The 25,532-nt window shown below is 70.5% G+C and carries 23 protein-coding genes and 1 pseudogene; 16 read left to right on the forward strand and 8 right to left on the reverse strand.

Annotated elements, in window-relative coordinates; translation table 11 throughout:
- Nucleotides 1-211 precede the first annotated feature (211 nt).
- Nucleotides 212-2,407, reverse strand: coding sequence for a germacradienol/geosmin synthase Cyc2 (gene cyc2, locus CRP49_RS01270; protein ID WP_097251756.1), 2,196 nt, complete (start codon nucleotides 2,405-2,407; stop codon nucleotides 212-214).
- Between the two features lie 165 nt (nucleotides 2,408-2,572).
- Between cyc2 and CRP49_RS01275 the strand changes: the two genes are divergently transcribed.
- Nucleotides 2,573-3,355: an alpha/beta fold hydrolase gene (locus CRP49_RS01275; RefSeq protein WP_097251757.1), complete on the forward strand. Its 783-nt coding sequence runs from the start codon at nucleotides 2,573-2,575 to the stop codon at nucleotides 3,353-3,355.
- On the forward strand, nucleotides 3,352-4,653 hold the full coding sequence (locus CRP49_RS01280; RefSeq protein ID WP_097251758.1) for a cytochrome P450: 1,302 nt from the start codon (nucleotides 3,352-3,354) through the stop codon (nucleotides 4,651-4,653). Before CRP49_RS01275 ends, CRP49_RS01280 begins: the two co-directional genes overlap by 4 nt.
- Here CRP49_RS01280 and CRP49_RS01285 read toward each other — a convergent pair.
- Nucleotides 4,646-5,830 carry a damage-control phosphatase ARMT1 family protein gene (locus CRP49_RS01285; RefSeq protein ID WP_097251759.1) on the reverse strand — a complete coding sequence of 395 codons (1,185 nt, stop codon included), beginning with the start codon at nucleotides 5,828-5,830 and terminating at the stop codon, nucleotides 4,646-4,648. The genes CRP49_RS01280 and CRP49_RS01285 overlap by 8 nt on opposite strands.
- 22 nt (nucleotides 5,831-5,852) lie before the next feature.
- Entirely contained in the window at nucleotides 5,853-6,500 is a 648-nt protein-coding gene (locus CRP49_RS01290) for a ScbR family autoregulator-binding transcription factor (protein ID WP_094220029.1), read from the reverse strand.
- A 436-nt stretch (nucleotides 6,501-6,936) separates the two neighbouring features.
- Between CRP49_RS01290 and CRP49_RS01295 the strand changes: the two genes are divergently transcribed.
- Nucleotides 6,937-7,869 (forward strand): lytic polysaccharide monooxygenase, encoded by a 933-nt coding sequence (locus tag CRP49_RS01295; RefSeq protein ID WP_097251760.1) that lies wholly within the window; start codon nucleotides 6,937-6,939, stop codon nucleotides 7,867-7,869.
- 18 nt (nucleotides 7,870-7,887) lie between these two features.
- Here CRP49_RS01295 and CRP49_RS01300 read toward each other — a convergent pair whose 3' ends face one another.
- A complete protein-coding gene (locus CRP49_RS01300) occupies nucleotides 7,888-8,541 on the reverse strand; it encodes a Tat pathway signal sequence domain protein (protein ID WP_097251761.1) in 654 nt (217 codons plus the stop codon).
- 672 nt (nucleotides 8,542-9,213) lie between these two features.
- On the opposite strand from CRP49_RS01300, the gene CRP49_RS01305 reads away from it, so the two are divergent.
- From CRP49_RS01305 to CRP49_RS01345, 9 genes and pseudogenes are all read left to right on the forward strand, one after another.
- Nucleotides 9,214-9,912 (forward strand): DUF6230 family protein, encoded by a 699-nt coding sequence (locus tag CRP49_RS01305; protein ID WP_097251762.1) that lies wholly within the window; start codon nucleotides 9,214-9,216, stop codon nucleotides 9,910-9,912.
- Between the two features lie 4 nt (nucleotides 9,913-9,916).
- On the forward strand, nucleotides 9,917-10,372 hold the full coding sequence (locus CRP49_RS01310) for a DUF6114 domain-containing protein (RefSeq protein WP_097251763.1): 456 nt from the start codon (nucleotides 9,917-9,919) through the stop codon (nucleotides 10,370-10,372).
- A 53-nt stretch (nucleotides 10,373-10,425) separates the two neighbouring features.
- Complete coding sequence (locus CRP49_RS01315; protein ID WP_097251764.1) at nucleotides 10,426-11,076, forward strand: M15 family metallopeptidase; 651 nt, start codon at nucleotides 10,426-10,428, stop codon at nucleotides 11,074-11,076.
- A gap of 145 nt (nucleotides 11,077-11,221) precedes the next feature.
- Entirely contained in the window at nucleotides 11,222-12,199 is a 978-nt protein-coding gene (locus tag CRP49_RS01320) for a sporulation protein (RefSeq protein WP_097251765.1), read from the forward strand.
- A 26-nt stretch (nucleotides 12,200-12,225) separates the two neighbouring features.
- On the forward strand, nucleotides 12,226-13,848 hold the full coding sequence (locus tag CRP49_RS01325) for an LCP family protein (protein WP_097251766.1): 1,623 nt from the start codon (nucleotides 12,226-12,228) through the stop codon (nucleotides 13,846-13,848).
- Between the two features lie 123 nt (nucleotides 13,849-13,971).
- The gene (locus CRP49_RS01330) at nucleotides 13,972-14,427 is read left to right on the forward strand and encodes a tellurite resistance TerB family protein (protein WP_097251767.1); all 456 of its coding nucleotides are present in this window, start codon (nucleotides 13,972-13,974) and stop codon (nucleotides 14,425-14,427) included.
- A gap of 26 nt (nucleotides 14,428-14,453) precedes the next feature.
- Nucleotides 14,454-14,609, forward strand: a pseudogene (locus CRP49_RS01335) (Lrp/AsnC family transcriptional regulator); the annotation flags it as partial.
- A 265-nt stretch (nucleotides 14,610-14,874) separates the two neighbouring features.
- Nucleotides 14,875-16,575 carry a lectin gene (locus CRP49_RS01340; RefSeq protein ID WP_179851464.1) on the forward strand — a complete coding sequence of 567 codons (1,701 nt, stop codon included), beginning with the start codon at nucleotides 14,875-14,877 and terminating at the stop codon, nucleotides 16,573-16,575.
- Nucleotides 16,576-16,663: 88 nt separating this feature from the next.
- On the forward strand, nucleotides 16,664-17,689 hold the full coding sequence (locus tag CRP49_RS01345; protein WP_257033291.1) for a sulfotransferase: 1,026 nt from the start codon (nucleotides 16,664-16,666) through the stop codon (nucleotides 17,687-17,689).
- A gap of 157 nt (nucleotides 17,690-17,846) precedes the next feature.
- On the opposite strand, the gene CRP49_RS01350 is transcribed toward CRP49_RS01345, so the two are convergent.
- Nucleotides 17,847-18,806 carry an ABC transporter substrate-binding protein gene (locus CRP49_RS01350; RefSeq protein WP_097251769.1) on the reverse strand — a complete coding sequence of 320 codons (960 nt, stop codon included), beginning with the start codon at nucleotides 18,804-18,806 and terminating at the stop codon, nucleotides 17,847-17,849.
- Nucleotides 18,807-19,051: 245 nt separating this feature from the next.
- On the opposite strand from CRP49_RS01350, the gene CRP49_RS01355 reads away from it, so the two are divergent.
- The 4 genes from CRP49_RS01355 to CRP49_RS01370 are packed head-to-tail and all read left to right on the forward strand — an operon-like array spanning nucleotide 19,052 to nucleotide 23,056.
- Nucleotides 19,052-21,550 (forward strand): sensor histidine kinase, encoded by a 2,499-nt coding sequence (locus tag CRP49_RS01355; RefSeq protein ID WP_097251770.1) that lies wholly within the window; start codon nucleotides 19,052-19,054, stop codon nucleotides 21,548-21,550.
- Nucleotides 21,547-22,026, forward strand: coding sequence for a roadblock/LC7 domain-containing protein (locus CRP49_RS01360; RefSeq protein WP_097251771.1), 480 nt, complete (start codon nucleotides 21,547-21,549; stop codon nucleotides 22,024-22,026). Before CRP49_RS01355 ends, CRP49_RS01360 begins: the two co-directional genes overlap by 4 nt.
- 30 nt (nucleotides 22,027-22,056) lie before the next feature.
- Nucleotides 22,057-22,473, forward strand: coding sequence for a DUF742 domain-containing protein (locus CRP49_RS01365; protein ID WP_097251772.1), 417 nt, complete (start codon nucleotides 22,057-22,059; stop codon nucleotides 22,471-22,473).
- Nucleotides 22,460-23,056 (forward strand): ATP/GTP-binding protein, encoded by a 597-nt coding sequence (locus tag CRP49_RS01370; protein WP_097251773.1) that lies wholly within the window; start codon nucleotides 22,460-22,462, stop codon nucleotides 23,054-23,056. The genes CRP49_RS01365 and CRP49_RS01370 overlap by 14 nt, the downstream gene beginning before the upstream one ends.
- 3 nt (nucleotides 23,057-23,059) lie before the next feature.
- On the opposite strand, the gene CRP49_RS01375 is transcribed toward CRP49_RS01370, so the two are convergent.
- From CRP49_RS01375 to CRP49_RS01385, 3 genes are read right to left on the reverse strand one after another with little or no spacing between them, the layout of a single operon-like run.
- On the reverse strand, nucleotides 23,060-23,728 hold the full coding sequence (locus CRP49_RS01375; protein ID WP_097251774.1) for an ABC transporter permease: 669 nt from the start codon (nucleotides 23,726-23,728) through the stop codon (nucleotides 23,060-23,062).
- Entirely contained in the window at nucleotides 23,725-24,378 is a 654-nt protein-coding gene (locus CRP49_RS01380) for an ABC transporter permease (RefSeq protein WP_094222380.1), read from the reverse strand. The genes CRP49_RS01375 and CRP49_RS01380 overlap by 4 nt, the downstream gene beginning before the upstream one ends.
- The gene (locus CRP49_RS01385) at nucleotides 24,375-25,499 is read right to left on the reverse strand and encodes an ABC transporter ATP-binding protein (protein WP_179851465.1); all 1,125 of its coding nucleotides are present in this window, start codon (nucleotides 25,497-25,499) and stop codon (nucleotides 24,375-24,377) included. Before CRP49_RS01385 ends, CRP49_RS01380 begins: the two co-directional genes overlap by 4 nt.
- Nucleotides 25,500-25,532: the final 33 nt, after the last annotated feature.

A 25,532-nucleotide genomic window follows, 5' to 3' on the forward strand; every position in this document is an offset into this window, starting at 1 on the left:
ACCGCCACCGCACCGCCGTTGCCTCGCTGTCAGTGGCGGCTGTTACGTTCGGTGACATGACCGATCACGCCCTGCGGCTGCTCAGGCAGCACCGGCATCTCACCGTGCTGGCCGCGGGCGGGCGGTGACGCGATACGCGGCGAGCTGCGGGGAGCGGCCGTCAAGGGGCTGGACGAGCTTGCCGCGGAGGTGGTGGAGCGGATCGGGGACGTCAGCTGACCAGCGTCACGGGTGCCGGGGCACGGTCGGGCAGGAAGCCGTGGGCGCGGCGGGCGAGGAACGGGGCCTTGTAGCGGTCGACCTCCCGGTGCCAGTGCAGGATGCCCGCCAGCCAGTTCTGCAGGTCGGCCACGTAGTTCGCCATGGCCTCGCGCGCCTCGGTCGACAGAGCGAAGTCGTCGTACAGGACGGGCAGTTCGTGGCTGATGATGTGCTCGAACTGCTGCATGCGCTGGGTCATCAGGTCGTGGACGATGCCGAGCGCGGCCGGATAGTCGCAGCCGAAGAAGTTCTGCACGACGAGGATCGCGTTGTGCAGCTCCCCCTCGTACTCGATCTCCTTCTGGTACGAGAAGACGTCGTTGGTCAGGCACGCGTAGTCCATGGCGGCCTTCTCCAGCGCCTCGACGGGGCCGGTGCGGTAGATCTCCGGCGGGATCGCGGGGCCCTGGCCCCTGCGGCACAGGCCGAGGGTGAGGTCGGAGCCGAAGGTGTCGCGGCGCATCTCCAGGTAGTCGACCGGGTCGGGGATTCGGTTCTGCAGCTGGTTGGACAGCTCCCACACCCAGCTCTCGGTCATCTTGTCGACGGAGTCGCGCAGGGCGCGCCGCTGGTCGGGGGTCATGCCGGCGGTGGTGCGGGCCCAGAGGTCGGTCAGGCCGCGTTCCATGCCGGTGACCGGGACGACGGTCGTCTCCTCGCCGTCGCAGGGCATGCACGCGGACAGGCGGGCGGTGGCCAGCCGGGCGGCTGCCAGGTCGCGGCGGGCACCGAAGACCAGTGGGTAGTAGTCGTCGGCGTAGGTGCCCCAGGCCAGCCAGTGGGCGCTGAGGTCCAGGGCCTCAGGGGTGGCGTCCGGGTCGATTCCGGCCGAGCACAGCGCGAGGTCGTAGGCGGCGAGCTTGTCCTCGTCCCAGACGCCCTCCTCCAGCATGCCCATGCGGTGCATCCACGCGGTCAGGCGGGGGCGGCACGCGTCCAGGTGCGGGCTCAGCTCGACCTCGTAGGGCATGTGGAAGTCGGGCAGCAGCGACGGGCCGACCTTCTGGAAGGGCACGTGCGCGTAGGCCCGCAGCCTCCCCCACTGCCCGAAAGGCGTGGGAGGTGCCCCCATCGCGGCGGCCGTGGCGAGCAGCGCGCCGACATCGGCGGCGGAGGTGCCGGGACCGGTCAGTTTCTGCCAGGGCGCGAGGGAGGTGGCGCCCTTGTTCATGTAGCGGCTGGAGCGCAGGTGCCACTCGTGGCCGCCGGACTGCCAGTCCTGAAGTCCCTTGGTGTAGGCGGCGACCGCGGCGACCTCGTCGGGCCTGAGCCCCTTCTCCAGGGCGACGGCGGGCACTTCGGTGAGCGCGGTGTGCTCGAACTGGTGCAGGCGCGAGGTGAGGATGTCGTTGACGGTCTCGGCGGCCTCCTGGGTGGTGCAGCCGAAGAACGTCTCCAGCACGAGCACGCCGTTGCTGTTCTCGCCCTCGTCCTCGACCTCCCGCTGGTAGGAGAAGAGGTCGTTGCGCAGGTGGACCGCGTCGGAGAACGTCTCCATGAGCACCCTGAGCGGCCGGGTGCCGGCGACGGCGACGGGCACCTCCGCGGTCGCGTACTCCACGAGCCCCGACGACCAGGGGGCGCCGCCCACCTTGCGGCGCATCTCGATGTACTCGACCGGGTTGGCGATCCGCCCCTCGTTCATGTTGGACAGCTCCCACATGGACTCGTTCAGCAGGTGCTCGGTGGCGACGGAGAAGCGCCGGCGCCAGTCGGCGGACATCGACGGCACCGTGCGCCTCCACAGGTCGGCGAGTCCCGCCTCGACCGGGTTCTCCGGCTCCGGCACGGGGGTGGCCGGGTCCAGCGGCATGAACAGGGGCAGGCGGTCCAGGTGGGCCTTTCCGGCGGCGCGGTCCTGGGTGCGCTTGTACATGTCGAGGAAGTGGTCGTCGAAGAAGAACACCCAGACGTACCAGTCGGTGATCAGCGACAGGGCCGGTGCGTCGCAGTCGGGGTGGGTGTAGGCGCACAGGAGCCCGTAGTCGTGCGCCTCCAGATCGGCCTGCTCCCAGACCCCGGAGCCCTCCAGCATGCCCATCTCGCGCGCCCACGCCGTCGAGTGGGCACGCGCCTCGTCGACATGCGGGTTGAGCCGCGCGGGATACGGCATGTAGAAGTGCGGGAGTTCGAACGGCTGCGTCATGGCGGGGCCCTACCCGGGGGCCGGAAGGGCCATCCGCTGCGCGGCCGATGATCACACCATCGCGTGAACCGCCGTCGAAACGGGGACCTTTCACGGGTTCCTGTGGCGTCGGCGTGGCCCGTCCGTACCCTTGCCGAGCCCCCGCGCGCGGGTCACGGTAGGCGCATGACCTCCTTCGTGTTGCCCCATGAGGTGCACGGCGACGGCGCCCACAAGGTGTTCGCCGTGCACGGCTGGTTCGCCGACCGGTCCGCCTACGCGGCCGTCCTGCCGGATCTCGACCGGACCGCCTTCACCTACGCGCTGGTCGATCTGCGCGGCTACGGAGCGGCCAGGGACGCCGTGGGCTCCTATACGACGACCGAGGCGGCCGTGGACCTGGTGGAGCTGGCCGACCGGCTGGGCTGGCAGCGGTTCTCGGTGATCGGACACTCGATGGGCGGTGCGGTGGCGCAGCGGCTGCTGTCGGTCGCACCGCACCGGCTGCGGCGGATCGTCGGGGTCTCCCCCGTGCCCGCCTCGGGGCTGCCGCTCCCCGGCGAGCAGGGCGTGCTGTTCGCGGACGCGGCGCACAGGCCGGAGAACCGGCGCGCGATCATCGACTTCACCACCGGGAGCCGCCGTCCCGCGGCCTGGCTCGACCGGATGGTGGACCTCTCCCTGGAGCGCAGCGACGCGAAGGCGTTCCGGGCCTGGCTCGACTCCTGGGCGGGCGACGACTTCCGCGCCGACGTCGAGGGCAGCGAAGTGCCCGCACTGGCGGTGGCCGGCGAACTCGATCCGGCGCTGTCGCCCGCGCTGATGCGGGAGACGTGGATGTCCTGGTATCCGCGTGCCGAACTCGTGGGGCTGCCCTGCGCCGGGCACTACGCCATGGACGAGACTCCGCTGGAGCTGATCCGCACGGTGGAGGACTTTCTGCTGGCGGACGCGGGCGAGCCGGCGTGAGCGTACGGGAGGCCCCCCCGGTGCCCGACGTCTTCGACCCGCGCCGGTACGCCGCCGGGGTGCCGTACGCCGACTACCGCGTCCTGCGCGACCACCATCCGGTGGCCTGGCAGGACGAGCCGGAGGTGCTGGGCTGGCCGGCCGGCCCCGGGTTCTGGGCGGTGACCCGGCACTCCGACGTAGTCCGCGTGCTCAAGGACTCGGCGACGTACTCCTCGTACATCGGCGCGACCCAGATCCGTGACCCCGACCCGGACGACCTTCCGTTCATCCGGCGCATGATGCTCAATCAGGATCCGCCGCAGCACGGCCGGCTGCGGCGGCTGGTGAGCCGGGCCTTCACTCCGGGGCGCGTCGACCGGTTCACGGCGGTGGCGCGCGAGCGGGCACGGACCCTGCTCGACCGGGCCCTGGACCAGGCCCGGTCGGGCGACGGCACGGTCGACCTGGTCGCCGCCGTCACCGACGAGTACGCCCTGCTCAACCTGGCGGATCTGCTGGGGGTTCCGGAGAGCGACCGGCGGCAGCTGCTGCACTGGACGCAGCGGGTCATCGGCTACCAGGATCCGGACGAGGCGGGTCCCCCGGTGCTGGACGAGGCGGGCAAGCCGGTCAACCCGCGTTCGCCGGCGATGTTGCGGGACATGTTCGCCTACGCCGGACAGTTGGCCGCATACAAACGACGGTATCCCGCCGACGACATCATGACGACGCTCGCGCTCCCCCAGTTCTCGGCTTCGCTCGAACCGGGCGGTACCCCCATCGCCGAACTCGCCGAAGCCGAACTGGAGATGTTCTTCTTCCTGCTCACGGTCGCGGGCAACGACACCGTGCGCAGCGCGGCCCCCGGCGGACTGCTGGCCCTGGCCGAGCATCCGGAGGCGTACGAGCTGCTGCACGCCGGGAAAGTCGGCATACCGTCTGCGGTTGACGAGTTGCTGCGCTGGCATCCTCCGGTCCTGAGCTTCCGCAGGACGGCCGCGCAGGACACCGAGCTGGCCGGCCGCCGGATCCGGGCGGGCGACAAAGTCGTGGTGTTCCACGCCTCGGCCAACCGCGACGAGCGGGTCTTCACCGGGCCCGACCGGCTGGACCTCGCCCGCACACCCAACCCGCACGTGTCCTTCGGGGACGGCCCGCATGTGTGTCTGGGCGCTCACTTCGCCCGGTTGCAGCTGCGGCTGCTCTACGAGGAGGTGCTGCGCGCACTGCCCGGCCTGCGACCCGCAGGACCGGCCGGACGTCTGGTGTCCAACTTCATCAACGGCCTCAAGTCGCTTCCCGTACAGGTCACTTGAGGGCGTTCACCTGGATCAGCGCGTGCGTGCCGCCGGTGCGCCAGCGCTGCTCCTCGGCCGCGACCAGCGCGGCCTCGGTGGCCGGGGTCAGGCCGGTGATCACGTCGGACTTCAGGGTGCGCAGGGCGGCGACCGGGCCGGGGAAGTAGGCGGTCACCTCCTGGAAGGGCGTGGTGGGCGGCCACAGCCGGTCGCCCACCAGACGGCGGTAGTTGAGGTCGCCCTTGAAGAGGGTCAGCGTGGCCGAGGCGAACTCGGCACACAGATCGTCCGGCTGGTCGGCGTACGGCAGCGGGGCGCAGGAGAAGGGGTGGGCCCGCACCGTGAGGCGGCCGTCGGCCATGGCCGACCAGAGCGTGCGCCCGTACCCGGCGGCCGCGCCCGGTGCCGCGGCGAGGCGCTGCAGGGCGTCGACCACGTCGGCGGTCGTGGCGTCGGAGACGTAGTAGGGGTACGGCTTGACGTGCAGGACCGCCCGGCCGATCCGGCCCTCGGCGAGGAGATGGGCGATCAGGAGCAGGTCGGGGACGAGTTCGCGACCCGCGTTGTCCGCGACCAGCACGAGCGTGCCCGTGCCGGAGGGCGGCAGCAGCGACCACAGGGTCTCGCTGTCGTCGGCGACCAGAGCGGGGACCGGTTCCGCGGCCTCGGCGCCCACCGCGGACAGCCGGAAGCCGAGGTCGGCGCGGTTGCCCCACAGCGAGCCGTGCAGCAGGGCGCGGGCCCGCTCCGGCTCCGGACGGTCCTGGAGCGCGTCGAGCGCGGCGAGTTCCTCGTCGGTCTCCGGGGCGTCGAGTTCGGCACGCTTGAAGGGGCGGAACGGGTCGATGCCCTGCCAGGCACCCGGGCCGAAGTAGCCCACCGCGTCGAGCAGCCGGCGGTAGAAGTGGCTCTCGGACCACAGCCACGGCACCTCGAACCAGGACCGGCCGACCTGGTCGTCCAGCCCCCAGGCGCGCCACCGGTCCAGGTCGCCGGCATCCTCGGGCAACTGCTCGATCACCCCTTCGGTGCAGCTCTTCAGCAGCTCGTCGAGCGCGTGGTGCTGCCCGGGGCCGTACGGGAAGGCGTCCCGCACCTGCCGGATGATCGCGGGGTGCCGCTCGGCCAGCACACTGTGCGGGAACGAGCCGGGTTCGTCGCCGAGGATGACCGGTGCCGTGGGGGTGTCGGGCATGGGCGTCACCGTACCGTGCGGGTCAGCCGGTTCTGACCTCCCGTTCCAGCTGCGTGGCGAGGGTCAGATAGCGGGGGCGGCGGTGCACCGGCACCAGACCCCGGACCATCAGGTGCCACATCTCGGCCACCCTGCGGGGCAGCCGTCCGACCGGTTCGAGAGAGCGGCCGGCGACCCGGGTGCCGACGAAGAAGCACACGAGGGAGTGGGCGACGACCCCGACATCGATCTCGGCGTGCACATCCGCCTCCTTGACGGCGCCGCTGAACTTGCGGGTGGCGAACTCCAGCCACTCGGTGAAGGGATGCCTGAGCGGTGGCCGTACCGGGACGTCCGCGGTGGCGAGGCGGAGTCCGGCGCGCGGCACCGGATCCTCCACGGCCAGTCGGGCGACGGCGAACGTGGCGCGCATCAGGGCCTCCAGCGAGGAGTAGCCGCGACCCTCGACCTCGGCCACCACCTGCTGCGCGGACCTGGCCTGGATCTCCAGGATGGCGTGGGCCAGGTCCTCCTTCGCGGCGAAGTGGAAGTACAACGCCCCCTTGGTGACCTGCGCGTGACCCACGATGTCGCTCAAACTGGTGGATTCGTAGCCCTGTCGGTCGAACAGATCGGCGGCGGCAGTGATGATCGTCGCCCGGGTCTGCTCAGCGCGTAATTGCCTCGCCATCGACTGACCCCTCCTCGCAGCTCTAACGAACGGGACACGCGGTTTGTTTTGACCCCACGCATACGATAACTCACCAGGCGCCAAAGGGAGTCAGACGGTCGGACTTCCCTATCCGCCAGCTGTCACTCACCCGTACGACATCAGGCCCAGGCGTAACACTCCGCAAACGGACGGCCCCAGAACGCCCTCCTTCCACTGCCCCTGCATGTTTCCGGAAGCCAAGGGGCGTCGCTGACCTCGCCTTTGACATCCGTCACAGGGGGCGCTCGGCCCGCACTCCGGTGCACTCCGGAAGGGGGTCGGCAAAACCGTCTGACCGGTCTGAGTCGTACGCCGAACGGTGCCGGGGACGCTGGCGAGGGTGAACGGAGTCGAGATGTGGCCCGTACTGGACGCAGCAGACCCCGTTCCCGCGCCTGCCGAGGAGACGTCCCGGATGACTCGGATGACCGCCCGCCTGAGCGTCACGGCGGCCGCTGCGACGGCCCCGCTCCTGCTCCTGCCGTGGGTGGCGGGGTCTGCCCAGGCGCACGGTGCCCCCACGGACCCGGTCAGCCGGGTGTACGCCTGCTCCCCTTCGGGCGGCAGCGCGAACCGGTCGGCGGCCTGCCGGGCGGCGATCAGCGCGAACGGCGCCCCGTTCACCGCATGGGACAACCTGCGCGTGGCGGGGGTGAACGGCCGGGACCGGCAGGTGATTCCGGACGGCAGGCTGTGCAGCGGGAACCTGCCCGCCTACCGGGGCCTCGATCTGGCCCGGCGGGACTGGCCGGCGACCCGGCTGACCCCGGGCGGCAGACTGACGATGACGTACGCCTCGACGATCGCGCACACGGGCACGTTCAGGCTGTACCTCACCAGGCCCGGCTACGACCCGGCGAAGCCGCTGAAGTGGGCCGACCTGCCGACGCGCCCCTTCGTCGAGGTCACGGACCCGCCGCTGACGAACGGGGCGTACCACATCCGGGCGACGCTGCCGAAGGACCGGACGGGCCGTCAGGTGCTCTACACGATCTGGCAGAACAGCAGCACGCCGGACACGTACTACTCGTGTTCCGACGTGGTGTTCGCGGGGGCGAGCGCGGTGGCGGGGTCAGGGCCGGTCAAGGCCACGGAGACTTCCGCCGCTTCGAAGGCGCCGGCGAGCCCGCGGCCCGTACCGACGAAGACTGCGCAGCCCGCGTCCGGAACGCCGACTCCCACCGAGGAGAAGGGGACTTCCACCGGCACGAGCAGCGACAGCGCGCCGGTGGCCGAGGCGACCCGCTCGGACGCGGGCCCCTCGGCGCCGTTGCTGGCGGGCGGCGCCGCCGCGGTGCTGGTGCTCACCGGGGGCGCCGCCCTGGTTCTGCGTCTACGGCGACGCTGAACCCTCCTGCTACGAGGGTCAGTTGACGTAGACCCGGGCGCCCGCGTCGGTGACGGGGGCGTACTTGGCAGTGAAGTAGCCGTTCGCGAAGCACAGCGACGAACCGGAGCTCTTGGTGAACTGCTGGTTGGTGAAGGTGATGCTGCTGTCGCTGTTGTCGGCCTTACCGGTCAGGCTGGGTGCCTGATAGACGCAGGTGATGGTGCCCAGCAGGGTGCGCAGCTTGACCGTGGTCTGGATGGTGGAGCCGCTGGCCGGCGTGACGGTGAGGGTGCCGTCGGAGGCGACCGTGGCGGTGTAGGGCAGGTTGTCGACCGTGATGCCGCCGACGCCGAGCACACCGGTGACGTTGCTGGTGCAGCTGCTGCTGGCGAAGGTGTGCCCGGTGACCGATTCGGTGGCCGTACCGGGTGCGGTCGGGTTGCCCGTGACCGCGGCGGTGAACTGCGACGACGTGCAGGTGACCCCGCTGGTGCCGGTCGCGCTGGAGTAGAGCGTCGCGGTGGTGCCACTGGCCAGCGGCGCGGTCAGGGTGTCGCCGACCGCGGCGGCGGTGCCGCCGGCGCTGCCCGTGGTGAGGACGGCACTGCCGTCCGCGGAGGCGGGGACGGCCGCGGCCAGGGTGAGCGCGGTGACGGTTCCGGCGAGGGCGAGGAGGGAGCGCGTACGCATGCGGGTGCCTCTTTCCTGAGGTGGGGGGCAACGTGGGGTGAGGTGGGGGGTGTTGGCGGCATGGGGGGATGGTGGGTGGGGGGTGCCGCCGTCGCCGGGCCGTGACGCCTTCTCCGTACGTGACGGACCGGCGACGGCGGCCGGCCGGGCACCGGTCGAAGGCCTCGGGGGAAGGCCTCCGACCGAGCCGGACAGGGGGCGGCCGGGCACGGGCCGAGGAGAGGGAAGCGACCGTGCCGATGCCGCGCTGGTGCGGAGCGGTTGTCGGTTGTCTGAGGAAGGCAGAGCGGTTACCGAATGAAGGCCGGGAACGCGGCCGATGCCGCTCGGCGGATCCGGCGCCACGGATCCGGGGAAACCAGGGAGAGTTGTAGACCTGATCAACCATCAACGTCAAGGCACAGCAAGGGAGTTGCTGTTATTGACGGCGGTCGGATACCCCCTCCAGACCGGGCCTGTCGGCGTCCGCGCACATCCAACACCCTTTTTTCACATCTCCCTTGACCCTCCAAAGTAACCGGCGGTAACTTCCTCGCAGGCTACTGCCGCGTAACGAGAAAGCCCTTGCATCCGCCGGGAGTGCGAGGAGGCGTGCGCGGCAGCCACTGTCCGCGCCAGGACAACGCGCCACTGAAGCCCAACCCGCATTGATCTATGCCCATGGGAGCAGACATGGCCTCGTCCCCGGACCTCTCGTCCGCCGACAACACCCCCGAGAACCCGGGAAGCGGTTCCCCGTCCGAAACCTCAGCCGCGTCAGGTACCGCCGGCGGCGGCGAAAGACGAGGTCGGGTACGACTGCGCAGGGCCGCTGTCATGGCGGTGCCTGCCACCATCGTCGCCGCCGGCCTCGCGATCCTCACCGCGGAGGGCGCGCTGGGTGTGCAGTTCGCGATCTCCGGCATGCCGTTCACCGTCACGGCCACGGAACTCAACGGCACCGGGTTCGAGCAGTTCGGCGGGCTCGACAACATGGCGGACGGCAGCCCGAACGCCGGGGACACCGGCGGTCAGGTACTCGTCGTCACCTCCGCGATCAAGAACGCCACGCTCACCAAGCTGTGCCAGAGCGTCGACCTGGGCGGCACCAACCTGAAGATCACCGCGGGCGGCGGCGACCAGAAGGTGACCGCGAGCGATCTCACCACCGACTCGACCGAGCTGTCGGGCGACGCGGCCTTCAACAACATCGAGATCGGCAACGACGCCAGCACGCTGAACAAGGCGAACGCGAAGGGCCCGATCGGCGTCTTCAGCCAGCAGGCCGACACGGTGCACATCGGCAACCTGCGGCAGACCAACTACGCGACCACCGCAGGTGTGTTCAAGCTGCCCGGACTCAAGCTGAGCTTCAGCGACAAGGCTTGCTGATCCGATGCCGGAGCGTCCACATCAGGGACTGAGGCCCGCCTTCCGCAGGTGGCGGGCCCGCCGGCCGTTCTTGGGCGGGCTGCTGCTGGCCCTCGGCGGCGGCTGGATCCTGCTCACCGAGAAGGCCTCGCTGAAGGTCGTCATGCACATCGGCATGCAGGGCCTGGCCGGCTATCTGCTGCCTACGCTGATGGTGCTGCTGGGTCTGCTGATCCTCTTCAACCCCTCCCAGCGGCTCTTCTACTCCATCACCGGCATCCTGCTCTCCCTGGGCACCTGGCTCACCTCCAACCTGGGCGGCTTCTTCATCGGCCTCCTCCTCGGCGCCACCGGCAGCTGCCTCGCCTTCGGCTGGCTCCCCGACCAGGCCCCCCGGGTGAGCCGCCGCCAACGCCGCAAGGCGGCCCGGGCGGCGGGGCAGGGGCTGGGGGAAGGGGCGGGGGCAGGGGAACCGGCCTGAGTTCGGCGCTCTACCGCTCAAGGCCGAGTGGGGTCGTGGGCAATGATCAGTGCATGAACGAGATCGTGCTGATGTCGGATCCGAAGATCGCGGCCGTCCCGGTGGTCGACTGCGGTGAACCGCTCGTCGACGTCCGGCTGCGGGACCTCGCCGTCGATGCCCGCAACGCCAACGACTCGGGGGCGTTCGCGCATCTGCGAGAAGGGGTGCTGACCCGGCTGCTCAAGGCTCAGGAACTGCTGCCGGACGGCATACGGCTGCTGTTCGTCGAGGGGTACCGGCCGCCCGCGCTGCAGCGCCGCTACTTCGAGAGCTATGCCGACGAACTGCGAGGCGACAACCCGGGTTGGTCGCCGGCGCAGGTGCGGGAGGCCGCGAGCCGGTACGTGTCGCCGCCGGAGATCGCGCCGCACAGTGCCGGTGCCGCGGTCGATCTCACCCTCGTCTCCGCCGACGGGCGGGAACTCGACATGGGGACCCGGATGAACGCCAGCCCCGAGGAGAGTGCGGGCGCCTGCTACACGGACGCCGACAACGTCGGCGTCGAAGCACGCGCCAACCGGCGGCTGCTCGGGGACGCACTGACCGCAGCGGGCCTGGTGAACTACCCCACCGAGTGGTGGCACTGGTCCTTCGGCGACCGCTACTGGGCCCTGGCCACCGGAGCCGACAGCGCGATCTACGGCCCGGGCGAACTCGGTTGACCGGACCGCCACGCGTTCTCTTACTACACCGTCACCCGAACAGGTGACCTGGGAACTTCACCGCCGTCGCGGCGAGTTCATCGGTCGGACGGATGGCAGTGGAAGGCCGTCCGGATGAGGCGATGTGTGAAGGAGCTGCGGAGTCATGGTGTTCAAAAGGCTGCTGGGGGCGATCGGGGTCGGCGGCCCCTCCGTGGACACCGTGCTGGACGGCAGGGCGGCCCTGCCCGGTGGCCCGTTGTCGGGGCGTGTGCTGCTGCGCGGTGGCGGCACGGCCGTGGAGGTCGAGCACATCGGCCTGGAGCTGATCGCACGCGTCGAGGCGGAGCACGAGGAGGGCGAGAGCGAAGGAGCCGTCGTCTTCGAGCGGTTCACCGTCGGCGGCGGCTTCCGGCTCGGCGAGCATGAGGAGCGCGAACTGCCCTTCAGCGTGCCGCTGCCCTGGGAGGCCCCGGTCACCGAGCTGTACGGCCAGCCGCTCGGCATCGTCCTGGGCGTGCGCACGGAGGTCGCGGTGGCCGGCGCCCGGGACAAGGGCGATCTGGATCCGCTCACCGTCCGCCCCCTGCCCGTGCAGGAGGCGCTCCTGGAGGCCCTCGGTCAGTTGGGCTTCGGCTTCCGATCCGCCGACCTCGAGTACGGCCGCATCGGCGGTACGGGCCAGCAGCTGCCCTTCTACCAGGAGATCGAGCTGACCCCGGCCCCGCAGTACGCGCACGCGGTGAACGAGATCGAGCTGACCTTCCTCGCCTCCCCCACCGGCAGCGAGGTCGTCCTGGAAGCGGACAAGCGCGGCGGCCTCTTCTCCTCCGGGCACGACGCGCTGACCCGGTTCGTCGTGCGCCACGAGGACGCCGCCACCCTCGACTGGAACACGGAGGTGGACGGCTGGATCCGGCAGCTGACCGAGCACCGCGAGGCCTACGGCACCCACACGGCGTACGGCCACGACGAGACGCACCCCGTCCACGACTCCGGCCACCACCACTCCGGCCCGGGCCTGGGTACGGCCGTGGCGGCGGGCGCGGCAGGCCTGGCCGTCGGTGTGGTGGGCGGGATGGTGGCCGCGGAAGTCGCGGACGAGATCGGGGACTTCTTCGCGGACGACGAAGAGGAGGACTGAGGACTACGGGGGACGGGAGGGGGCCGATGAGCGTCACCAGCAACCGGGGTACGGCTCCGTCGCGGCACGGCAGCACCGGCAACGGCCGCGACGGGCACGACGGCCGCGGCGCCCACAACGGCCGTGGCGGCCACGACACCCATGGCCGCCCCGAAGCCCTCCGGCCCGACCGGCACGGTCCGCGTATTCCCCGCGGTCGCAGGATCCGCAGAGCGCTCACCCTCTGCATGCCGCTGCTGGTGCTGGTCACGGCGGGCGTCGGCTGGCTGTATCTGAAGCTGGACGGCGGCATCCGGACCTTCGACTCCGGCGGTCTCTCCGACAACCGGCCCGGGGCCGACTCGTCGAAGGGCGAGAACGTGCTGGTCATCGGCTCGGACGCGCGCACCGACGGCAACGCGGCCCTCGGCGGCGGCGACAGGGGCGACATCGGCAGGTCCGACACGACGTTTCTGCTGCACATATACGCCGACCACCAGCACGCCCTCGCGGTCTCCATCCCCCGCGACACCCTGGTGACCGTCCCGCCGTGCAAGCTCCCTGACGGCAGCTGGACCAGAACGCAGACCGACACCATGTTCAACGCGGCCTTCTCCGTCGGGGAGACCGACAAGGGCAACCCGGCCTGCACCCAGAACACGGTGGAGAAGCTCACCGGGCTGCGGGTGGACCACACGGTCGTCGTGGACTTCAAGGGTTTCGCCGCGCTGACCGAGGTCGTGGGCGGTGTGCGGGTGTGCCTGCCGAACGACGTCTACGAGAACGACCTCAACCCCCACCGCACCACCCGCGGCGGCCTGCTGTTCAGGAAGGGTGTGCAGACCGTCTCGGGGCAGCGGGCACTGGACTACGTCCGCATCCGGCACGGCATCGGCGACGGCTCGGACATCGGCCGGATCAAGCGCCAACAGGCCTTCGTGTCCAGTCTGTTGAAGTCGGTCAAGAGCGAGGGGCTCACGCCGACGAAGCTGCTTCCGCTGGCCGACGCGGCGACCAGGTCGCTCACCGTCGACACCGGGCTGGGCACCGCCGACAAGCTCATAGCCTTCGCGATGTCGCTGAAGGACATCGACCTGCACAACACCAAGTTCGTGACGGTCCCCTGGCGGTACTCCGGATCGCGGGTGGCCGTCGTGGAGCCGGACGCCGGCGAGCTGTGGGCCGCGCTGAAGGCGGACCGCACGATCGACGGCACGGACGCGGGTGGCAGGAAGGGCAGCGCCGACGGGGCGTCCGCGTCCCCCTCGCCCTCGCTCTCCCCCACCTCCTCACCCGTCTCCGGCGCGGGCATCGAGGTGGCCGTCTACAACGGCACCACCGTCAGCGGGCTCGCGGCCAAGGGTGCCGGCGAACTCAGCGCGGACGGCTTCACCGTCACCGGTACCGCGACCGCCGCCTCCCAGGACCACGCCACGACGGTCGTCCAGTACGGTCCGGGCCTGGCGGCGCGGGCGCGGACCGTGGCCGAGGTGTTCCCGGGCGCCGAGCTGGAGCAGATCGGCGCGGCCCGCATCAACGTCGTCCTCGGCCGGTCGTACGCCGGCACCGGCTCCGCCGCCCCGCCGACGGCGACCGCGGTGCCGACCGCGGTGGCCGACGGGGCACGGTCGGCGGACGAGGACCCCTGCGCGAACCTGACCTACGGCTGACATCGCTCCGAATTCAGTCCAGGTTGCCGGAACTTATCGGCGGCCTCACGAGTTTCTACGTTGCTGTAGAAGTTGCTGTAGACATCGCGTCGAGGCATTCGACCGTGGATACGAGGAGTTCGCATGGCCCTGTGGGACCGCGTCAAGGAGTCGGCGTCGCAGATGCAGACCCAGTTGGTGGCGAAGAAGAACGACCTGAAGAGCGGCGCCTTCCGCGACGCGAGCATGGCGATGTGTGCGCTCGTGGCCGCCGCCGACGGCACCATCGACCCGTCGGAGCGGCAGCGGGTGGCCCAGCTCATCGCGACGAACGAGGTGTTGCAGAACTTCCCGGCCGACGACCTGAGGCGCCGCTTCGAGGAGAACCTGAACAAGCTGACCACCGACTTCGACTTCGGCAAGGTGAGCGTGCTCCAGGAGATCGCCAAGGCGAAGAAGAAGCCTGCCGAGGCGCGGGCCGTGGTGCAGATCGGCATCGTCATCGGCGGCGCGGACGGGGACTTCGACAAGACCGAGCAGGCGGTGGTGCGTGAGGCGTGCTACACGCTCGACCTGCCGCCGCACGAGTTCGACCTCTGATCCGTCGCCACCCGCGAGGACGGGGCATGCTCGACGACCTCGACCGTGCCCTCATCCACGCCCTGCACCTGGACGGCCGGGCGCCGTTCAGCAGGATCGCCGGGGTGCTCGGTGTCTCGGCGCAGACGGTCGCCCGCCGCTACCGCCGACTGCGCACCGAGGCCGGGCCGCGGGCGGCGGGCGCGCTGTTCGTCGACATGGAGGTCGACGCGGGGCTGTTCGGGGTGCTGACGGACCTGGCGCGAGTGCGGCGCCCATCGCGGTGAGGTCGGCGTGGGCGCCGTGCCGGGGTGAAGCAAGCATTCCGTGCATTGTCCGCATGTGGTGCACGCGCCTTGACGCCCCGCCAGTCTCACCACTTAACTCACGACTTGAAATTTGCGTCGCTCTTCCCTTGCCCTTCTCGCCCGGGCCCCGCCCGGGTCATCCCCCCACGGAGCCCCACGCATGCCGAAGTCACACCGCACACCGACCTGGACACGCCGCAAGGTGCTCGGCGCGACGGCCGGGGGCACCGCGGCCGCCGCCCTGGGCGCGTTCGGTGTCGCGCGGGCCGCCTCGGCGGCCACCACGAGCGCCACCGCGAGCAGCCCGGGCGACGTGGTCGGCAGGACAACCGTCGGTTACCAGGGCTGGTTCGCCTGCAAGGGCGACGGCGCGCCGATCAACGCCTGGTGGCACTGGGCCCCCAACAGCGCACAGACCCCCTCCCCCTCCAACAACGGCATCAAGGCCTGGCCCGACGTCCGCGACTACACGAAGACGTATCCGACCGCGTTCGGAAACCTCGGCAACGGTCGCACGGCGTCCCTGTTCTCCTCGTACGACCAGCAGACCGTCGACACCCACTTCCTGTGGATGCAGCAGTACGGCATCGACACCGCCGCGCTCCAGCGCTTCAACCCGGGCGGCAGCGAGGGCCCGACGCGGGACGCCATGGCCCAGAAGGTGCGCAGCGCCGCCGAGGCGTACGGCCGGAAGTTCTACATCATGTACGACGTCAGCGGCTGGACCACCATGCAGTCGGAGATCAAGACCGACTGGGCGAACAAGATGTCCGCGCACACGCAGAGTTCGGCGTACGCGCGCCAGAACGGCAAGCCGGTCGTGTGCGTCTGGGGCTTCGGATTCAACGACGACAAGCACGCGTTCACCGCGGACGCCTGCCTTGACGTCATCAACTGGTTCAAGAACCAGGGCTGTTACGTGATCGGCGGCGTGCCGACCTGGTGGCGCACCGGCACCGGCGACTCACGCTCCGGCTTCGCCGACGTCTATCACGCCCTGAACATGATCTCGCCGTGGATGGTGGGCCGGATCGGCAACGCCTCCGACGCGGACAACTTCTACACCAACGCGACCGTGCCGGACCTCGCGGACTGCGCCGCCCACGGCATCGACTACCAGCCGTGCATCCTGCCCGGCGACGTCGCCGAACACCAGCGCGCCCACGGCGACTTCATGTGGCGGCAGTTCTACAACATGGTCCGGGCCGGAGTACAGGGCATCTACATCTCCATGTACGACGAGTACAACGAGGGGAACCAGATCGCCAAGACGGCAGAGTCGAAGGACTGGGTACCCACGGGCTCGGGACTGCTCGCCCTCGACGAGGACGGCACGGCCTGCTCCGCGGACTACTACCTGCGCCTGACCGGCGACGGCGGCCGCATGCTCAAGGGTGAACTCGCCCTGACCGCCACCCGCCCCACCCCGCCCTACGTCAACGGCACCTCGGCCGCCACTCCGGCCACCGCCACGATCACGCTTCGCGCGCGGGCCAACGGCAAGTTCGTGACGGCCGAGAGCGCCGGGGCCAAGTCCCTGATCGCGAACCGCGACTCGGCCGGACTGTGGGAACGGTTCGACCAACTCGACCTGGGCAACGGCACCATCGCCCTGCGTTCCCGTGCCAACGGCCGCATCGTCGGTGCGGACAGCGCGGGCGCTTCCGCCCTGATCGCCAACCGCACCGCCATCGGCTCCTGGGAGACCTTCCAGCTGGTGCACAACTCCAACGGCACGGTCAGCCTGCGGGCCTCCGCCAACGGAAACTATGTGACGGCCGAGAACGGCGGAGCCGACCCGCTCATAGCCAACCGCACGGCGATCGGGAACTGGGAGCAGTTCGACCTGGCGACGGTGTAGGGACGGTCGTTCCCGTCATGGGATAGTGCTGCCGTAGCCGGGCCTGGTCCTGCGTGTCGCGAAGCTGCGGAGGGTGACTTTGCGTTCCTTGGCCTTTGTCATTGGTACGGGGCGTAGCGGCTCGACCGCGCTGTCCCGCATCCTCAACACCCACCCGGACGTACTGAGCCTCAACGAGTTCATGGCCTCCGTGGGCGACGCCGCATTCCCCGAAGGGAAGGTGACGGGTGAAGAATTCTGGCAGTTGCTCTTCCGGCCCGCTCCGCACTTCGAGCGGATGATCCGCAGCGGGCTGCCGCTGCCGGAGTTCCTCTACACCCGCCGCCCCGGAAGGTATGCGGCGGAGACCACCGGAATTCCCGCGCTCTCCCTGATGGTGTTGCCCCACCTCACCGACGACCCGGACGGGCTCCTCGACGAGTTGCGGGCAGCGCTGGTCCGGTGGCCCGAGCGCACCGCCGCCGAGCACCACCGAGCGCTGTTCGGCCTGCTCTGCGAGCGGTTCGGTCGGACCGCCGTCGTGGAGCGCTCCGGTTACTCGACAGGCTGGGCACCAGGGCTACGGGCCGCGTTCCCGGACGCGAGGTTCGTGCACATGTTCAGAGACGGACCGGACTGCGCCCTGTCCATGAGCCGTCATCCCGGATACCGCACCATCTCCCTGCTGCGCGAGATCAAGGCACGAGCCGACGTCGGCAGTCTGGCCGACCTGACCGACGAGCACGTGCGCTCGCTGCCCGCGGACCTGTCACCACTGCTCGACGAGCGCTTCGATCCCGCCCTCGTACGCGACCGGGACCTCCCCCTGCGGACGTTCGGCACCCTGTGGTCCGAACTCGTCACCGATGGAACGGAGTTCCTCGGTCAACTGCCTGCCTGGCAGCGCACCACACTCGCGTACGAGGACCTGCTCGACGATCCCGTCGAAGAGCTGACCCGCCTGGCCGAGTTCATCGGTGTCGATCCCCTCCCGCAGTGGCTGCTCGCCTCATCCGCGCTGCTGGACCACAGCCGGCGCGGCTCCGCCCTGAGGCTGCCGGCCGCCGAACTCGCTGAACTGAGGGAAAGCTGCGCCCCGGGTACCCGCGTTCTGGAGAGTCGACCGCTCCGGTGACCATCTCTCGGACCCGAACTCCCTCTGCCACAGGCCAACGGTGGCCGGGTCACGTGGAACACCTCGGCCCCCGAAGCAGCGGCCCCGACGCGGGTGCCCCCGGCCTCCGGGGGCACCCGCGTCGTCGGGTCCACGGTCGCGTCCGTGCCGCGGTGCGTCAGTCGAGACCGGCGGACTTCAGCCACGCCTTGGCGACGTCCAGCGGGTCCTTGCCCTGCAACTGCACCTGGGCGCCCAGGTCCAGCAGGGTCGCCGTGTCCAGCTTGGCGGAGACGGCGTTGAGCGCGTCGGCGCCCTTCTGGGACAGGGCGCTCTTGTAGACGAGCGGCTGGACGTTCTCGAACCCGAACAGGTTCTTCGGGTCCTGCAGGACGACGTGCTTCTCCTTGGAGATGGTCGCGTCCGTGGTGAAGATGTCCGCGGCCTGCACGGTGTTCTTCTTCAGGGCCGCCTTGGTGAGCGGGCCGCCCGCGTCCAGCGCCTTGAAGGACTTGAACTCCAGGCCGTACACGTCCTTGAGGCCGACCAGGCCCTGCTGCCGGGTCTGGAACTCCGGCGAGGCGCCGATGACCAGGTCCTTCGCGATGTCCTTGAGGTCGGCGATGGACGACTTGTCGGTGAGGTTGTACTTCTTCGCGGTGGCCGCGTTGAGCGTCACCGAGTCCTTGTCCTGCGCCGGTGAAGGCTGCAGCAGGGTCAGCTTGGAGTCCAGCTTGGCCTCGATGGCCGACGTGGTCGCCGCGACCGTCCTGGGCGTGGCCTTCGGGTCGAGGTAGGCCAGCAGCGCGCCGTTGTACTCGGGCAGGACCGATATGGACCCGTTCTTGAGCAGACCGTACGTGGTCTCGCGGCTGCCGATGTTCGGCTTGTAACTGACCTTGATGCCCTTGGCCTTGAGGGCCTCGCCGTAGATGTCACCGAGCAGGACGCTCTCGGCGAAGTTGTTGGAGCCGACGACCACGCCGTCGCCGCTCGCCTTGCTGTCCGAAAGGGGGTCGTCGCCCTTGCTGTCGGAGGAGTTACAGCCCGCCAGCAGGGCCGTCGCCGCCGCGAGGGCGACAGCCGCCGCGCCTCGGTTCCTCCGGATGGGCCTGCTGATGCGCTTGGTGGAAGTCACACCACTGATCCAATCCAGCCGGTTCTCGGTCAGTCAAGTACCTCTGGGTCACCGATTGGCTTCGATACGCGGTCAGTTGTGTGCAGAGGTTGTGCGCAGAGAGCGCTCACCTTGTAACTCATTCTTGATAAAAGGCGAGGTGATTGATCCTTCAAGGGGCCTGTAGTCTCACGGGAGTCGAAATCGGTCACAGCGGTGCACGGGGCCCGCTTCCGCCGTAAGGCACCCCCCATGAAGGAGGCTCGGTGTCCACGAACCAGGTGGACGCGCCCGCGCGGCATGCCCCGGTACCCAGCGGTGTACGAGGCTTCGCCGACCGCTGGCCCTTCCGGCGCAAGCTCAACCTGCTCGTCGCCATCCCGCTCGCCGTCATCGCCACACTGCTGTCGTACCTCGTCACCGACCTGGTCGAGCAGTCGGACAACGCCGAGTCGGCGGCCCGGACGGTGCGGGACAGCGCCCAGGTGGCCCGGCTCGTGGACCGCGTCGAGGCCGAGCACCAGCAGGCGATCCTGCTGTCCGCGCGCTACGAGTCCGGTTGGTCCAAGCCGTCGCTCGCCGCCTACCGCGCGGCACAGGAAGCGGTGGAGGCCCAGGCCGACAAGGTGCGTGCCACCTACGGCGACCGGCTGCCGGATGCCGAGGAACAGGCGCTCAGGGACATCGACGGCCTGTCCAGCCTGCGCCAGAGCGTCGAACGGGGCTATCTGCCGGCCGACAACATCGACCCCGCCTACGTCGACCCGACGGGCCGGCTGATCGACGGCCTCGGACTCGACCGCGACCCCGCTCTCGCGTCGACCTTCACCGGCAGCCTGCTGGACTCCCTGCTGCGCGCGGACGCCGCCCACGGCGCCTTCGAGACCAGCGTGTTCTCCGCGACGACCGGGGACACCAACGCGCTGATCGAGTTCACCAGCGCGGTCGGTTCGTACGACCTCTACACCCACCAGGCCGACCGCTTCACCCGGTTCGCCACCGAGCGCCAGGCGCAGCAGCTGGCCGGCATCGACCACACCCCCGCGCAGCAGAACATCGCGACGGCGTACGCCGAGCTGCAGATCGACCCCACGCAACTGGAGGCCGGGTCGAAGGCCGAGATCCACAAGGCGGTCCAGGACGCGCTGACCGACTACCCCGACTACCCCGAACAGGCCGCCGCCCGGCTGAAGATCACCACCTCGCTGATCGGCCAGATCGCCGACCGCGCCGACCGCGAGTCCTCCTCCGCCCAGTGGCGCGCGGGGCTGCTGCTGTACGGCTCGCTGGTGGGGTTCGCGCTGTGGATCGCCTTCTCGGTGCTGGTGCGCCGCTCGGTGGTGCGGCCCGTGCAGGCGCTCACCGGGGCCGCGCAGGAGGTCGCCGAGGTGGCCAGGCGCGAGCTGGACCGGGTGGCCGACGACGACGCCGAGGACGACGGGCCGCCCCGGCTGCGGGACATGCCGGTCACCGCGCGCGACGAGATCGGCGACCTGGCCGAGGCCTTCAACCGGGTGCAGACCACCGCCGCGGCCCTGCTGGCACGCCAGGTGCTCAGCCGCCGCAACACCGCCGAGATGTTCGGCAACGTCGGCCGCCGGGTCAGCAACCTGACCTCCCGCCAGCTCGCGCTGATCGACGCCGTGGAGCGCGGCGAGACCGACCCGGAGCTGCTGGAGCGCCTCTACTCCATCGACCACATCGCCGTACGCCTGCGCCGCAACGCCGACAGCCTGATGCTGCTGGCGGGCATCCGCGAGACGGCGCTGGACGGCGGGCCCCTGGCGCTCTCCAACGTGGTGCGGGCCGCGCTCGGGCAGATCGAGGGCTATCAGCGGGTACGGCTGTACGCCGCCTCGGACGCCAATGTCGCGCCCGACATCATCGGTGACCTGACCCTGATGATGGCCGAACTCGTCGAGAACGCGGTGTCGTTCTCCCCCGAGGGCAGCCCGGTGGAGGTGACCGTCCGCTCCGGCGCCGAGGGCGCCCACGTCGTCGTCACCGACCACGGCCTCGGCATGAGCGCCGAACGGCTCGCCGAGGAGAACGCCCGCCTGATCCGCCGCGAACGCCTGGACCTGATGCCGACGAAGGTGCTGGGCCTGTTCGTGGTGGGCGCGCTGGCCCGCCGCTGGGAGATCGGGGTCGAGCTGACCCGTACACCGGGCGGCGGTGTGACGGCGGAGGTGACGCTGCCGGCCTCGCTGCTGCTGACGATGAGCCCGGTGGCGGAGCCGGTCGCCGTGGCACCGACGGCCACGGACGTCCCCTCCGGACCGGTGCCGTCCGGCTCCGCCGGGGAGAAGACCCAACACCCCGAAGAGAAGACCCAATCCACCGGGGAGAGGACCCAACCCGCCGGGCAGAAGACCGAACCCGCCGGTCCCCTGCCCCGCCGGCTGCCGAGCCGCGAGGCCGCCACTCCCGAGGCGCAGCCGCAGCCCGTCTCCTCCACCACCCCCGAGGACCAGCCGCAGCTCGTCTCCTCCGGCACCGCCCGCCCCCTGCGCCGCCGCGTCCGCGGGGCCACGCTCCGCACGACCGCCGCCGCCTCCCCGGCCGTACCGCAGCCGGCGCGCCCCCGCGACGCCGAGGCGGAGCGCAGCGCGCTGGAGGAGTTCGAGGCGGCGGTGGAACGCGCCCACCGGGACAGCGACACCGGAAGCCACGCACGGCCGCACCCCGAGCCGACCTCCTCCCCTCTCCCCACGCCGACCCCGCCGCACGACCCGAACCACCTTCCGGAAGGAGCCGAGCAGTGAGCACGTCGACAGGTGACACCCCGACGGGCGGCACCGCGCCGACCGACCTGCAGGCAGCCGCAGCCGACTTCACCTGGCTGCTGAACCGTTTCGCGACCGAGACCGCGGGCGTCGTCGACGCGATCGCGGTCTCCTCCGACGGCCTGCTGATCGCCGTGTCGGAGCTGCGCGAGCGCGCCCACTCCGAACGGCTCGCCGCGATCGTCTCGGGCATCACCAGCCTGGCCGCCGGGGCCTCCGGCAACTACGGCCTGGGCGGCCTGGGCGGCCTGAACAAGGTCATCATCGATCTGGAGGGCGGCCATGTCATCGTCTCCGCGATCGGCAGCGGCGCCGTCCTCGGCGTGGTCGCCGACAAGGACGCCAAGCTCGGCAACATCGCCTACGAGATGACGGTGTTCGCCAACCGCGCCGGTGCGGCGCTCAGCCCGCAACTGGTGCTGGAGCTGAAGAACAGCGTCGGCGCCACGCGCTGAGGCGCGCCCGGACAGGAGGAGTGAACAGCCATGGCGGACGGCACCACGCCCCCGGGCCCGGACCCGGTCGGCCCCGCCCCCGCCGTACGGCCGTTCCTGGTCACCGCCGGCCGGGTGGCGGATGCCGCCTCCGGCCGGTCGATGCCCGTGGAGACCCAGGTGGTGGCGACCGCCGCGGGTCTCGACGCGCTCGGCCGGCTCTCCTTCGAGCGGTACGACATCGTCGCCGCCTGCCGCCTGCCGCAGTCGATCGCGGAACTCGCGGCCCGGCTGCGGCTGCACCTCAACGTGGTCCGCGTCCTGGCCGAAGACCTGCGCGAGGCGGGGCAGCTGACGGTGCACGTGCCCGACGCCGAGGCCACCCACGACGCCTCCGTCCTGCGCAGGCTCATCGATGGCCTCAGGGCCATCCCCGACTCCCGAGGGGAACCGAGTGACACCGACTGAACCGCTCACCCGGGGCACGGCCGCAGCCGCCGTGCGGCCGCCGCTGCCGGTGAAGATGGTGATCGCGGGCGGCTTCGGCGTGGGCAAGACCACCACCGTCGGCTCGATCTCGGAGATCGAGCCGCTGACCACCGAGGCGTCGATCACCGAGGTCGCGGCGGGCGTGGACGACCTCACGCACACCCCCCGCAAGACCACCACCACGGTGGCGATGGACTTCGGCTGCATCACCATCGACCCGACGCTGAAGCTGTACCTGTTCGGCACGCCCGGACAGGAGCGGTTCGGGTTCATGTGGGACGACATCGTCGAGGGCGCGGTCGGCGGTCTCGTCATCGTCGACACCCGCCGCCTGGACGACTGCTACGCGGCCGTCGACTACTTCGAGCACAAGGAGATCCCGTTCGCGGTGGCGGTCAACGCCTTCGACGGGCAGGTGGAGCACACCCTGGACGAGGTCCGCTGGGCCCTCGACGTGTCCGACGGCGTCCCGGTCGTGGTGTTCGACGCCCGGGAGCGCGGCTCGGTGCGGGACGCGCTGCTCGTCGTACTCGAACTCGCGCTGGCCCGCACCGAGAACTGAACGTCAGTTGCTCCGGCGCACTCCCGGCGAGACCACGATCCGGGACACCGCCCAGAACACCAGGAGGGTCGCGAGCGCCATCCCGGCGACCAGGGTGGCGCCGCCGACGACCTTCTCGTAGTTCTTCTGGTAGAGGCCGTCGATGATGTAGCGGCCGAGGCCGCCGAGGCTGACGTACGCGGCGATGGTGGCCGTCGAGACGATCTGGATGGCGGCCGAGCGCAGTCCGCTGAGGATCAGCGGGAGCGCGACCGGGAGTTCCACCTGGAAGAGGACCCGTGACTCCGGCATGCCCATGCCCCGGGCGGCGTCCACCGGGGAGGGGTCCACGGACCGGACCGCTTCGTAGGTCGTGACCAGGATCGGCGGGATGGCGAGCACGACCAGCGGGATCATCACGAGCCCCGTGCTGAAGCTCAGCCAGGTGACCAACAGCACCAGCAGGCCGAAGGTGGGCAGCGCCCGGGCCGCGGTGGCGATCAGCGCGAGCACGTTGCCGCCGCGCCCGTAGTGCCCGGTGACCAGGCCGATCGGCAGCCCGATCGCGGCGGCGAAGGCGAGCGCCTCCAGGGAGTACTGGAGGTGCTCGACGACGCGGTACGGGATGCCGTCGTAGCCGTGCCAGCGGGCGCTGTCGCCGAAGAAGGCGTTGACGAAGTGCAGGACGTTCACCGGGCCGCGCGCTCCTTCGGCATCCAGGGGGTCAGCAGAACACGCACGCCGACCAGCACCGCGTCGACCAGGACGGCCAGTACAGCCGTCGTCACCACGGAGTTCACGGCGAGCAGGGGCCGGTTGTAGATCTGGGCGTCGTGCAGCAGATTGCCGAGGGCGCCCTGGTTGCCTATCAGCATGCCGACGCTGACCAGGGAGATGCTCGACACGGTCGCCACCCGCAGGCCCGCGATGATCGCCGGTACGGCGATGGGCAACTGGACCTGGAGATAACGCCGTACGGGTCCCAGGCCCATGGCCGTGGCCGCGGCGAGGGTCTCCGGCGGCACCGAGCGGACGCCGTCCACGATCGCGGGGACCAGCACCACCAGGCTGTAGACGGCGAGCGGGATCATCACCGTGGTCTCGGTCTGGCCGGTGTAGTCGATGAGGACGACGAAGAAGGCCAGGGACGGGATGGCGTACAGCACGGTGGTCACACCGAACACGGGCGGGTAGAGCCAGCGGAACCGTACGCAGAGCTGGGCCACGGGCAGCGAGACGAGCAGCCCGGCCAGTACCGGCAGCAGGGCCTCCCGCAGGTGCAGGCCGATCAGGCCGAAGTAGCTGTTCTGGAGGTCGCTCGGGATGTCGAAGAAGCCGCTCATCGCGCGGCCTTCGCATCCGGCCGGCCCGCGGTGTGGGCGGCGCGGATCGCCTCGCCGATCACCTGCTGGGAGACGACGCCGACGGCGCGCCCCTCGCCGTCCACGGCCACGGCCCAGCCGGTCGGCGAGAGCACGGCCCCGTCGAGCGCGGTGCGCAGCGAGTCCGTGCCGGGCACGAACGGCCGCCCGTACGGCAGCAGTCGGTCCCGGTCGATCTCACCGGCGGTGAGGTCGTCCGGCGTGCCCCAGCCGAGCGGCCTGCCGTCGACGTCCGTCACCAGGAGGTAGGGGGCCGCGCCGCGGGAGGCGAGCTTCTCCGCGCCCGCGTCGATCGCGACCACGGGAGCCGTCTGCAACTCCAGTTCGGTGGACGGGAAGAAGGAGAGCCGCCGGATGCCCCGGTCGGCGCCGAGGAAGTCCTCCACGAACGGGTCGGCGGGCGCGCTGAGCAGCTCGGCCGGCGGGGCGAACTGGGCGAGCCTGCCGCCGGTGCGCAGCACGGCGACCATCGTGCCCAGCTTGATGGCCTCGTCGATGTCGTGGGTGACGAAGACGATGGTCTTGCCCAGCTCGTCCTGGATGCGCAGAAGTTCGTCCTGGAGGCCCTTGCGCACGATCGGGTCGACGGCGGAGAACGGCTCGTCCATCAGCAGCACCGGCGGGTCGGCGGCGAGCGCCCGGGCCACGCCGACGCGCTGCTGCTGGCCGCCGGAGAGCTGGTACGGGTACCGCTTGGCGAGCGCGGTGTCGAGCCCGACCCGCTCCATCAGCTCCGCGGCCCGCTCCCGCGCCTTCTGCTTGCTCCAGCCGAGCAGGCGGGGCACGGTCGCGATGTTGTCGAGGATGGTGCGGTGCTGGAAGAGACCGGCGTTCTGGATGACGTATCCCATCGACCGGCGCAGGGTGTTGACCGGCTGCTGCCGGATGTCCTGGCCGTCGAGGAGGATGCTGCCCTCGCTGGGCTCCACCATCCGGTTGATCATCCGCAGGGTCGTCGTCTTGCCGCAGCCGGAGGGGCCGACGAGGACGGTGATCGCGCGGTCGGGGATGTCCAACGAGAGCCGGTCGACGGCCACCGTGCCGTCCGGGTACCGCTTGGTGACTGCATCTATCCGTATCAAAACGCCGCGTACCCTTCGGATTTGGCAGGTTTT

Source organism: Streptomyces sp. Ag109_G2-15 (assembly GCF_900215565.1).
Taxonomy (GTDB): Bacteria; Actinomycetota; Actinomycetes; order Streptomycetales; family Streptomycetaceae; genus Streptomyces; species Streptomyces diastatochromogenes.